We start from the raw sequence: 13,051 nt of genomic DNA on the forward strand, positions 1-13,051 counted from the left end.
TTGCTGACACTATCCGCTACTGTCTACCGCTTATAATGGGTGTTACCCCCCAGGCAGTAAACACGTTAATATCACCTATAACGTCGAGACTGAGAGGTTGTTTGTGAATAAAAGTAAAAGTCCCTGGGCCCATCGTCCGAGAAAAAACCCAGTTTCCGATACCCATACACAAACTTTACAAACAGGATCTAAGCTCTTTACAAAGCCATAATCGCCGATCGCTGATATTCTTTGGCAAAATCCACTGCTTTCAGGTGTTTTACTCATGTCTACTCCTAAATCGTCTTCCCCTCAAAACAACAACAACTCCGTAAAATCACTGCCAGCTACAGATAGCGTCCCAAAAGAGCAAGACAGTAACAATCTGCCCAGCGAACCAAGTATAGAACAGCTACTGGAAGCTTTGGCCGGCCAAGTACCTAGTCAATCTGCTGAAATGGAACGCTTGAAAACGTGGAAACAAGATTTAAAGCGACTGTTTCAATTTCTTGGCGATCGCCGCGTTTTAATCGCAGTAGTGGAACCGGGAACTTTTGCCCTGCGTTATGCTAACGCGGCATTTTGTCGCTTGGCCGGTTGGGAGGAAACGTCTTTGGCAACTCAATCTACCAACGGTTGGTTTGCAGAAACCCACCTCACTCTGCTGGAACTGTTCGAGGATTGGGGCGGCAAAACAGCAGAACAATTGTACCGCCGCCATCTTTTGCACTGGGTATTTAAGCAATATTATCAAATTGACATCGACGGTTTGCGGGTGCTAGACGAACCTGTGACGGCGAGTGTAAAAAACCCCAAACACCCAGAACCCAGATTTATTGAATTTTGGCTCGGTTCGGAACAGTTAAAAATTACTCGGATTGACTCAAAAATAGATGAATTTGCGGATGTTCCTTTAAAATTAATGCCTGTTGCGGAACGGGAAGCTTGGCTGATGCAGCCGAATCAACTGGAAAAGTTAGCCGATCGATTGCAGTTGGATAATTACCGCGTAGAAGGTTTGCTGCTGCTAGAAGGTTTTGATGTCACCCTGCAGGAGCAAATTCGCCGTCTGACTCAGTTATTGATCGATCGAGATTCGATGCTGCGACCTGACAAATTTGAGAGAATCGATCGGTGTTTGCGATCGCTCTTCAATGCTGACGGCACTTTGCTGCTGCGCCTCGACGGCGAACAGGTACAGCTATTAGTTGCAAAAGACGGCCAACATTTGCAGCCGATTCTTTATTCAATGCACTCCCTAGAAGCTTCTCACTTGTTGAAGGCCACAGCAGCAAATCAAGTTTGGAACGTGCCAGACTTGCGTAGGGAGTGCGAAACCGAGTGCGATCGAACTTTGCGGAGAATGGGAACTCGATCGATGCTGCTGGTGCCCCTGGTAGTCAAATCTGTCAGCCGCGAGGGGTGCGGGCAGCGGATTTTGGGCGTCGTGGGGGTGTTGTGCGATCGGCCCAACCACTTCAACGGCATTGACGCTCAACACGCCCAAGAACTCATTCCCGCCTTCATTGCAGCCCTGCGGCAAGCCATCCAGGAGCGGTTTACCCACATTCACAACATCCACCCCGCAGTCGAGTGGCGGTTCGCTCAAGAAGCAGAAAGGCGAAGTTGGGGACTGCCCCCAGAAACAATCGTATTTGCTGACGTTCATCCGCTGTACGGAATTTCGGACATTCGTGGTTCTAGCGACGAAAGGAACCGAGCCATTCAAACTGATTTGCTCGAACAATTCCGCTTAGCTTTAGTCATAGCTGATGCCGTTTGTCAAACACAAACTACCCACCTCGGCGAGCAACTGCGGCTCGACTTGCTCGACTACATCCAGCGTTTAAAACAAAAAGTAACAGTCGATATGGAGGTGCGAGCAGCCAAGTATTTAAACGAGCATTTAGAAGTATATTTTGACTATTTTGTGCAGTGCGACCCCAAGGTTCAGGCAGCCGTTGAAGCTTACCGAGCAGCCTGTGAAAACGAACACAACTGCGTTTACAGCGATCGCATCCGCTACGACCAAATGCTGAACCTAATCGGCACCAAACTCCAAGAAACTTGGGCCCGCTGGCAAGAAAAAATGCAGCAAATTCTTCCCCACTACTGCGACATCGAATGCACCGACGGGCTCGATCACATGATTTATGTAGGAAAATCGATCGACCCCAAATTTAGCCAGTTTCACCTGCACAGTTTGCGGTACGAACAACTGCGAGCAATTTGCGACTGCGGCCGCACTGTTTTTCGCCTGCAAGCCGAGTCTCAAATTAACATGGAACTCGCACATTTAGTCTTAGTGCAGAATACCACGATCGACATTTTTCACAACGAAAACACCGAAAAAATGTTTGACGTAAAAGGCACTCGCGACATCCGCTACGAACTCGTGAAAAAGCGGATCGAAAAAGCCGTTGACAAAGACGCACAAGAGCGGATTACCCAGCCAGGAATGTTAACGGTAGTTTATTCAACCGAAGACGAATGGGAAGAGTACCAACAATACTTGCGCTACTTGTCTCGCGAAGGTTGGGTAGAACCAAAAGTTCAGACTGGCATGGTAGAATCACTGCAAGCAGTCAGCGGTTTAAAATTCGCCCGCGTGCGTATTTTGCCTGAACCGGAATCTATTTCTACTATCTGTGAAGTTACGGTAGTCAGCGATTGAGAACCCGTTCAATTGCCTGTTTTAGGCGGAGTGCGATCGCTCCCATCCCCTCCTATCTATTTTAGGCAGAATGATTTCGCTCCAATCCCCCCTTAAAAAGGGCGGAGCGAAATCATTCTGGATTCACACACAAGACCGATATTACATTTAATATTTTTGTTGACACCCGCGAACACTGCCGCGTTGTCACTTAGTGTATGTTCGGTGTGATTGGGGAGCGAAAAATACACGATCTGAATCACACAAAATCAAGATAAAGTAGTGTTAATATAAGGAAAATTAGAGCCTGTAATTTATAATTAAAATTATGTTGAAATTATCCAAATACCAAATCAATATTACTCTGCACGAAGGCGTCGAAACAATAATCTATCGCGGACAAACACCGACACATGCGCCCCCAGCAATTTTGAAAGTGCTCAAAGCCGAATATCCCACACTCGAAGCCATTACCAGGCTCAAGCACGAATATCAAATCCGCAAAAATTTAGACAGCGAACAAATCGTCAAAGCCATCAGTCTCGAAACATTTGACCATCGATTAGGAATCGTTTTAGAAGACTTTGGCGGGGAATCCCTCGCAAAACTTCTGGAAAGAGAAACCTTGAGCCTGCGAGCAAATTTAAACATCGCCATCCAAATAGTCAAAGCCTTACAATACCTGCATTTTCAGCACATTATTCACAAAGACATCAAACCCAGCAACATCATAATTAACAGGCAAACAAAACAAGTAAAACTCACCGACTTCGGCATTGCTACAAAACTCAACAAAGAAAATCCGCAATTTAACAATCCCAACTCAGTCGAAGGCACATTAGCCTATATGTCACCCGAACAAACCGGGAGAATGAACCGTACCCTCGACTACCGCACCGACTTTTATTCCCTCGGCATCACCTTGTATGAAATGCTGACGGGAAAATTGCCTTTCCCCAGCAACGACCCCTTAGAAGTAGTTTATAGCCACATTGCAGTTCAACCAACATATCCCCATAAAATCAATTCTGAAATACCTGTCGCCATCTCTGAGATAGTGATGAAATTGATGGCAAAAAATGCCGAAGATAGATATCAAAGTGCGGCCGGATTGTTAGCCGACTTAGAAATTTCTTTGCATCAGTTAGAAACCACCGGACAAATTGCCGACTTCATCCCCGGACGCTTAGATATTCTCAGCCAATTGTTAATCCCCCAAAAATTGTACGGTCGGGAAAATCAGGTTAATGAATTGCTAGCAGCATTTGAACGTGTAAGGGCTGGTTTAGCCAACAATTTGTTAGAAAAACCAACAACCTTAGAACAAAACCCGCCCGCATCAGGAAGCAGCGAATTAATGCTAGTATCAGGCTACTCAGGCATCGGTAAATCAGCCGTAGTTAACGAAGTTAGCAAACCAATTACTAGGTCAAAAGGTTACTTCATCAGCGGCAAATTTGACCAATTAAAACGCAACATTCCTTATGCCTCATTAATCCAAGCACTTAACTCATTGCTGCGGCAACTACTAACAGAAAGTGCACTTTCATTAGAAATATGGCGCACTAAAATTTTAACAGCAGTGGGAACAGACGGCCAAGTAATTGCCGACGTAATTCCAAAAGTTGAATTAATCATCGGCAAACAGCCAGAAGTCCCAGAACTCCCCCCTGTAGAATCCCAAAATCGCTTCAATCGGGTATTCAAAGAATTTATTCGCGTTTTTGCCCAAAAAGAACACCCCCTAGTTATCTTTTTAGACGATTTGCAGTGGGCAGATTCAGCAACATTAAAGTTGATGCAAATACTGATAACTGACCCTGACCAAGAATATTTGTTGCTAATCGGTGCCTATCGAGACAATGAAGTTAGTCCGACCCACCCCTTAATTCAGACTGTTGAAGAGATTGAAAAAACTGGTACAAGAGTCAACAATATAGTGTTGCAACCGCTGGATTTAGCAAATGTGACCGAATTAGTGACTGAAACACTTAACACTTGCACAGAAAAAGTAACAAATCTAGCCAATTTAATCTGGAATAAAACAGGTGGCAATCCTTTTTTCTTGACTCAATTACTCCAAGCACTTTATCAAGACTCTCTTTTGAAATTTGAATTTAATCACATTACAAATGAGGGAAGTAAAAGTGGCTGGTATTGGAGTATCGATGAAATCCAAGCCATTGGAATCACCGATAAAAGTGTGGTGGAACTGGTAGCTTCTCGCATTGAAAAGCTGCCCGCACCCACGCAAGAAGTGTTGAAGCTAGCAGCTTGCGTGGGAGATAAATTTGCTCTAGATGTGCTGTCACTTGTTAGCGAAAAGTCAGCTAATACTACCGCCACTGAACTTTATTCAGCTTTGCAAGCCGGGTTAATTCTGCCCTTGAGCGATGCTTATCGCATTCCTTTAGTTTTCAATCGAGCCGAATCAATCAATCTTAAGTTAGACACTTCGCGGGTTAGTTACAAATTTTTGCACGACCGCGTTCAGCAAGCCGCATATTCGCTAATTCCCGAAGACCAAAAACAATCAACCCATTTAAAAATTGGTCAATTACTGTTACAAAATACTCCTCCAGACAAGCTAGAAGAAAATATCTTTGATATCGTCAATCAGTTGAATGTCGGAATTGACACGATTAGCCAGCAATCAGAAAAGACGCAGTTAGCAAAATTAAATTTAACTGCTGGACGCAAGGCAAAAGCGGCGGCGGCTTATGAAGCTGCTGTTAGGTATTTGCGGGTTGCTATGGAATTATTGCCAGCGGATTGTTGGCAAAGTCAGTATGACTTAACCTTAGCAATTTACGAGTCCACAGCAGAATGTGAATACTTAAATATCAACTATGAAAGTTCAAAAAAAATGGTTGATATTGTACTGCATAATTCTAAAAATTTACTGGATAAAGTGAATGTTTATGAACTTCAAATTCAGTCTTATAACGCTCAAAATAGACTTGTAGAAGCACTCACTACTGGACTGGAAGTGTTGAAACTATTAGGCATTTCTTTTCCCCAAAACCCCAAGGCGCTAAATATTGTGGCGGGACTGATTAATACAAAACTGAGCTTGGGATTGAAACGAATTGAGGATTTAGCTAACTTGCCCGAAATGACCGATCCCGACAAACAAGCAGCCATGCGGATTTTATCAGGGATTTTCAGCACTGCTGTTCAGGCAAAGCCCGGACTGGTACCGCTGCTGGCATTTAAGATGGTCAAGCTGTGCATTAAATATGGCAATTCGCCTGATGCGAGTATTGCCTACGTTTTTTATGGCATAGTTATGTACAAGGTAGGGGACATTAGTTTGGCATACCAATTCGGTGAACTGGCAATTAGGATGTTAGACAAATTTCCCTCCCGTTCAATCAAAAGTAGAGTTTATACACCCTTTGCTTCTTTGATTAGCCACTGGAAAGCAGATCTCAAGTCAGGATTAGGCTATCTCAAAGAAGGTTTTCAAACTGGGATGGAAACTGGAGAGTTGGAATATGCTGGTTATTCTATAAGTGAATATTGTTTCAAAAAACTGTCGATAGGAGAGCCTCTAGGTTTGGTGGATCAGGAGGCTGGTAAATATATGAAACTAATGCAGCAATCTCAACTAGAAATAGCTGTACAGTATATAAGTATAGGCAGGCAGACAGCCCTCAATTTGCGCGGTCAAGCTGTCGAACCCTGCCATTTAGTCGGCGAGAGATTTAATGAAGTCGAAATGCTTCCCGTTTTAATAGAAGCTAAAAGCTTTGTTTTAGTTAATTTCGTTTATAATGCCAAAACTCTGCTTAATTTTATTTTCAGAAACTACGCGGAAGCCTTGGAAAATTCAAGGTTATTTGAGAAATATGAGGAGTCCGTAGCAGGATTTTATGTGGTTGCTCTGAATAATTTTTACTCCTCTCTCAGTATCATAGCCTTGTATCCAGCAACTGGCAAAGGGGAACAAAAGCAATATTTGGAAAAAGTGCTGCAAAACCAAAAGAAGATGAAAATATGGGCGGTTCATGCTCCGATGAATTATCAACACAAATACGACTTGGTTGCAGCGGAAAAAGCCCGAGTGTTGGCGCAAAATACGGAAGCAATGGAATTGTACGATCGCGCAATTGATGGAGCGGCCAAAAACGGTTACATTCAAGAGGAAGCATTAGCCTATGAATTAGCCGGAGAATTTTATCAAGGTTTGGGTAAAGAGATAGTTTCTCAAGCATATCTGACTAAAGCCTATTATGGATATATCCATTGGGGAGCCATAGCTAAAGTTAAACATTTAGAATCAATACATCCTTTCTTAGCAGCACAGACGCGCACAATTCAAACCCCAACCCTCGATGTCACCCGCACTGCCACGGGAAATACTACGAGTAGTAGTTTAGGCGATTTCTTAGACTTAGCTACTTTTATTAAGTCGGCGCAAGCCATTAACGGTGAAATTGTTCTCGAAAAATTGTTAACCAAATTAATCAAAATTATTTTAGAAAATGCGGCCGCTCAAAAAGTAGTGCTGCTGCTGCTGAAAAACGATATCCTCTGCATAGAAGCTACTGGCAGTTTTGCGGAGGATAAAGTGACACTTTTACCCTCTATTCCCGTAGAAAATCGTCAAGATGTTCCCCTGTCTGTGATTAATTACGTACACCGCAGTCAAAAGCATCTGGTATTAGACAATGCGACTGTCGCCGAACCTTTTAAGGTGGACAACTACATTCAGAAATATCAACCTAAATCAATTCTCTGTTTGCCGATTATTTATCAATCTCAGCGGCGCGGAATAATTTATTTAGAAAATGCTTTGACAGTAGGGGCTTTTACAGCAGAGAGAGTAGAAGTATTCAAAGTGTTAATTTCTCAAGTTGCTATTGCTGTAGAAAATGCTGGTTTGTACGCGCGCGAAAAAGAAAAATCTCAACAGTTAGAAAAATCTCTCAATGAATTGCAACAGGCGCAACTGCAACTCATTCAAAACGAAAAAATGTCTGCTCTCGGCAACTTGATTGCAGGGGTTGCTCACGAAATTAACAATCCGCTCGGTTTTATTTCGGGCAATCTTGATGCGGCTGCTGAGGCGAGCTTAGATTTGATTGATTGTTTACAACTGTACCAAGAAAAATTTCCTAATCCTGGAGATGAGTTAGAGGATAAAGCATCGGAGATTGATTTAGAATATTTGATCGAAGACTTGCCGAAAATGCTTTTATCTATGAAATCAGGTACAGAGCGCATCCGCAATATTAGCAAGTCTTTGCGGACTTTTTCCCGCGCTGATAGTGCGAATCAAGTGTCAGCAAATATTCATGAGGGCATCGACAGCACTTTGATGATTTTACAGTATCGCCTGAAAGCTAAAGATACTCGCCCGGCGATTAAGATTATCAAAGAATACGGAGATATCCCGCCAGTTAAATGTTATTTTGGGCAACTGAATCAGGTATTTATGAATTTGCTGGCAAATGCGATCGAGTGTTTTGACGAATTCAATCAGGGTCGTACTTACGCTGAAATTGAAGCTTTACCGAATACGATCGCCATTATCACTCATCTCGGGGAGGATAACAACAGCGTGGTGATTAAAATCAAAGATAACGGTCAAGGGATGTCATCGGAGGTCAAGTCAAAAATATTTGACCATTTATTTACTACCAAAGGAGTAGGAAAAGGTACTGGTTTGGGGTTGTCTATCAGCCGGCAAATTGTCGAAGAAACCCACGGCGGTAAACTAACTTGCGAATCGGTGCTGGGAGAAGGTACGGAATTTGCGATCGCCCTGCCGCTTTGATAAAATTTATTCACCACCTTTACCGAATCAGTCATTGCCAATTGTTTAATCTCCAATCTCAACTCTCAAATGTTATGACTGGTGCTTAACACACACTGGGAAATTTGTCAACTCCTAAATATCTATCAAATAGTCCACAGTTCACTGTTTAAAGCAGGTAGTATGCAGTTACATTGTTAGCTAAATCATGTAATAACTGTATTTGATAGGAGTTTTTCGAGTGAACGCTGCCGAACAAGCCAAAAATATAGAAGTTGCCAGCAAAATTGCTACGGTTGTTAATTTATTCAAGTCCGAATTCCCGGATGCAAAAGTCGATTTGAAACCTTGGATGAATGACCAGGATACCAGAGAACTTGTAGATCCAGATTCGATCGACATTGGCTTCCATTTTCCCGGTAGAAGTCGCTTGCTGCACAGCCGCAGCATTTTGATTCAAATCCGATTTTACCAAGATCCGGTCGAAGGATATCGGCGGGCGATCGGAGTTGAGGCCGCCGGTTACGATCATAGCGGTCAGCAGTGGCACTTTTCTACCGTGGAAAATTGGAATTTTCTCGGCCAAACCGAACCTGCGGTGGAGTCGGCGCAAAAACTCAAAGACTTTTGCCAGCAGATATTCGATTTGTTTAATCAATCTTTTTGAGGAATTCAGTTTTCACTGCGAACCTGTTTGTAGTAAGGACTTTAGTCCTTGCTATTATCGCAATTGTCGATCGACCTACAGCCAACCGGATAAACAGATTTGTAAGTAGTCGATCGCTTGCCAAACAAAGTATAGCGGTTGTCGCGGACTTGTTCGTACACGCGATCGCCCATCCACTTCATCCCCGGCATTGCCCGATAAGCAGCCACAAACACCTCGCCTCCCGGCAATATCCGCCCGATTTCCTCCGCCGCATCGCTGCCCTGCCAGCGCCGTTCTGGGGTATTGCCATCTATCAAAATCATCCCCATTTCGCAGTCTCCAGACGTAATCCCAAAGGGATTTAATTGCTCTAAATCTTGCATGGGAATATACTCAAACCGCGTGCCTTGGTCTAAGGTTTCTAGTAACTGTACCAAAGTAACGCAGAGATTGCAATTGCCGTCATAAATTACGTTGTAATTCATTTGATTATTTCCTAACTTTGAGATGAAATTTTTTAGGAATTGCACCTAACTAACAGTAGGGGGCTGATGGGCGCACCTTACTAACTAACTATTTTGCCGACAGGAATCTCGATCGCAAATTCCGTGCCTTGACCCGGTGCGGAATGGCATTTAAGCTGCCCGCCGTGTTTTTCTACCACAATTTGATAGCTGATCGACAGCCCCAAACCAGTACCTTTACCAGGCTCTTTCGTAGTAAAAAACGGATCGAATAGCCTTTCGTGAACATCTATCGGAATCCCCGGGCCGTTGTCAGCAATCCGAATCACAATATGAGAAGGATGCCGAACCGAAGCATCAGAAACAGCAGAATCTGCCTGCATCAAAGTATCCTGTTCATATTTTACCTCCGTACAAATCCGCAGCGTCGGCGAAGGACAATAAGGAATAGGTGCCTGTTCCCCCTCCGCCCACTGTCCAGTCTCCATTGCCTCTTCCAAAGCATCAATTGCATTGCCAATAATATTCATAAAAACCTGATTCAACTGTCCTGCATAACACTGTACGCGGGGCAAATTGCCGAACTCTTTGAGCAGCAAAATTTTAGGACGCCCTGCGGTTTCTTTCAACCTGTGCTGCAAAATTAACAAAGTGCTTTCAATCCCTTCGTGAATATCCACCTGCTTTTGTTCGGCTTCATCTAATCGCGAAAAATTCTTCAGTGACAGCACAATTTGGCGAATTCGCTCTGCTCCCATTTTCATCGAACTTAACAGCATTGGCAAATCTTTGAGCAGAAAATTCAAATCGACATCATCTATTTCTTGTTTAATTGCCGGTGTTGGGTCCGGGTATTCCTTCTGGTAAAGTTGGAGCAGTTTTAGCAAGTCTTTAAAGTAATCGTCAGCGTGCATGACGTTGCCGTAAATAAAGCTAACTGGATTGTTGATTTCGTGAGCAACCCCAGCGACTAATTGCCCCAAACTTACCATTTTTTCATTTTGAACCATCATGCTTTGAGTTTTATGCACGTCCCGTAGGGCTTTGGCCAATTCTTGATTTTTAGCCCTCAATTGACTTTCGGAAAGTCGCACCGCTTCTTCTGCGTGTTTGCGCTTGGTAATATCTTTGCGAATTGCTACATATTGATGGGGTTGGCCGTTCGTATTTAAGAAAGGTACAATCGTAGTATCCAACCATAATAATGTGCCGTCTTTAGCTTGATTTTTCATTTCTCCCCGCCAAACCTTGCCCTGGCGGATGGTTGACCAAAGCTGCTTGAAAAAATCTGCTGAATGATAGCCAGAATTGACAAGTCTGTGGGTTTTGCCGATCAGTTCTTCTCGGGAATATTTAAATTGTTCGCAAAATTGATCGTTGACATAGGTAATCGCTCCGAATTCGTCGGTATTCGAGACAATTGCCGATTGATCCAAAGCAAATTTTTCAAATTCCAACTCTTTGAGAGTTTGGCGCAATTCTGCTTCTGCTTGTTTGCGATCGCTAATATCGGTAATCATCCGCAACACCCCAGAAAATTCGCCCTCAGCGTCGAACATCGGCGTCGCCGACACGATCGCCCACAAGTGAGATCCGTCTTTGCGAGTAAACTTAAAATCGTGGCGTTCGCTAATGCCTTGCCGCCTGCGCTTGACGTAAGTTTCTGCTATTTTCCTAGAGTCGGAATCTATAAACTCAAATAGCGATCGCCCCAGCATTTCCTCCACAGTATACCCCAGCATTTCGCCCATTCGAGAGTTAGCAAAAGTCGTGATACTTTCGCTGTCAAACATCCAAACGCCCTCCGAAGCCGTCTCGACAATGCAGCGGTAATAGTTCTCCCTCTCCCTGAGCGTTTCCTCTGCTTGCTTGCGGTCCGTAATATCAGTTTGCACCGCAATAAAACCTTCTAGTTCACCATTTTCTTGATAAATTGGGGCTATCGAAAGCGCCACCCAATAACCCTTTCCATTCTTTTTGTAATTGTAGATTTCCTGATTAAACGGCACGCCGGCAGCCAAAGCCGATCGCAGTTGAGCAATAGTTAGCGGGTCTGTTTCAGGGCCTTGCAGTACATCACCCGGTTTTTTTCCCTGCATTTCTGCCAGCACATAACCGCTAATCCGAGTAAATCCTTCATTCACCCATTCAATGCAGCCTTGAGCATCAGTAATAATCACACCATTTTGGGTTTTTTGAGCCACAATGGCCAAGCGCGACAATTCAGTTTCAGTGTTTTTGCTTTCCGTAATATCTTCAGCAATACCCAAAATGTACTTAGGCGCGCCAGAATCGTCAAACAAAGGAACTTTTTTCGTGTGCAAAATCCGCTTTCCCAGGCGCGGAAGTTCGAGAGTTTGTTCGGGCAAATCGACGCCTTTTCTCGTTGCAAATACTTCTAAATCTTGTGCTTGCAAGTAATTGGCCTGCTCTGAGTCCAAAAAGCCAGCAGCATTGTTTAAGATAACTTCATCCCTCGAATAGCCAAACAATTCTTCGCTAGCAGTATTCCAATAAATAAATTTTTGCTCGACAGCATCTTTAATAAAGACACTAATCGGCAGATTTTGCAGTACCGCATTGAGAAAATCTTGAGTGTTTCGCAGGTTTTCCTCAGCTCGCTTTCGTTCAGTAATATCCAAAATCACTCCGTCGAGATAAACAACCCGACACAGAGAATTTGCGATCGGCGAAACCGGCGAAACCACAGCCGACAAAAAGCCTTCTATTTCCCCTTGTCCCTCTTGTTTTCCTCTAGCCTCTTCCGCCTCGCAGCAAACAGCTTTGCCTTTTTCGTAAACCCAGCTAATTTCGCCGTCAGCCCGGACAATCCGGTATTCAAGGATGTACGAAGTTCTGGTTGCTACACTTTTTTTGACAGTAGCATCCACATTTTTGCGGTCTTGAGGATGGATAATGCTGGAAAAAGAACGGACGCGATCGTTGATAAAATCAGAAGAGGGATAGCCTGATATTTCTTGAACAGCCTCGCTCAAAAACGCCATTGTCCGTGTTAATTCCCCGGCGTCCGTATACTCGCAGGTACAGCGGTAGACAGCACCGGGAATATTAGCTACTAAATTTTTATATCGTTCTTCGCTTTTTAACAAAGATGAGCCGTCTTCGTTATTGTGATCGCCGTTCTTAAATTTAGAAGAATTGGAAGAAATTTGCATGGTTTTTTTTCACTTGTGAGTGCGGGGGCAAGTGTTAGCGTAGATGACCCTATAAAAAGTGAATTTAATTTGCGTAACAATTCGTTATAAACTAATATAGTACAAAATTAGTTCTGCGAACATTCAGAAAATTTGAGGTTGGCTAATAGGTAAAGCTAATCAAGGCTAGAGATGTAGAAAAAAGTTCGGAAACGCATTGTCTAACGGATTTAAGGGATTTAACTCACGCCCAGAGCACCATTCTCAAGAACAGGCAAGATGCCTGTTCCACAACAAGTGCATTTTCTTGTGGGGAGCACCATTCTCAAGAACAGGCAAGATGCCTGTTCCACAACAAGTGCATTTTCTTGTGAAGAGCACCATTCTCAA

General features: G+C 43.6%; 5 protein-coding genes. 3 read left to right on the top strand and 2 right to left on the bottom strand.

Going from position 1 to position 13,051, the window contains the following annotated elements; all coding sequences use genetic code 11:
- Positions 1 to 265: 265 nt before the first annotated feature.
- The 3 genes from QUA47_RS16400 (at position 266) to QUA47_RS16410 (ending at position 9,060) form a co-directional block, all read left to right on the top strand.
- Complete coding sequence (locus QUA47_RS16400; protein WP_333431528.1) at positions 266 to 2,653, top strand: GAF domain-containing protein; 2,388 nt, start codon at positions 266 to 268, stop codon at positions 2,651 to 2,653.
- 307 nt (positions 2,654 to 2,960) lie between these two features.
- Positions 2,961 to 8,414 carry an AAA family ATPase gene (locus QUA47_RS16405; RefSeq protein ID WP_333431529.1) on the top strand — a complete coding sequence of 1,818 codons (5,454 nt, stop codon included), beginning with the start codon at positions 2,961 to 2,963 and terminating at the stop codon, positions 8,412 to 8,414.
- A gap of 220 nt (positions 8,415 to 8,634) precedes the next feature.
- Positions 8,635 to 9,060: a hypothetical protein gene (locus QUA47_RS16410; RefSeq protein ID WP_333431530.1), complete on the top strand. Its 426-nt coding sequence runs from the start codon at positions 8,635 to 8,637 to the stop codon at positions 9,058 to 9,060.
- Between the two features lie 41 nt (positions 9,061 to 9,101).
- Here QUA47_RS16410 and QUA47_RS16415 read toward each other — a convergent pair whose 3' ends face one another.
- Both QUA47_RS16415 and QUA47_RS16420 read right to left on the bottom strand, forming a co-directional pair.
- Positions 9,102 to 9,527, bottom strand: a complete 426-nt coding sequence (locus QUA47_RS16415) for a DCC1-like thiol-disulfide oxidoreductase family protein (RefSeq protein WP_333431531.1) — start codon at positions 9,525 to 9,527, stop codon at positions 9,102 to 9,104.
- Between the two features lie 80 nt (positions 9,528 to 9,607).
- The gene (locus QUA47_RS16420) at positions 9,608 to 12,682 is read right to left on the bottom strand and encodes a PAS domain S-box protein (protein WP_333431532.1); all 3,075 of its coding nucleotides are present in this window, start codon (positions 12,680 to 12,682) and stop codon (positions 9,608 to 9,610) included.
- Positions 12,683 to 13,051: the final 369 nt, after the last annotated feature.

This window comes from Microcoleus sp. MON2_D5, from assembly GCF_036701905.1.
Taxonomy (GTDB): domain Bacteria; phylum Cyanobacteriota; class Cyanobacteriia; order Cyanobacteriales; family Microcoleaceae; genus Microcoleus.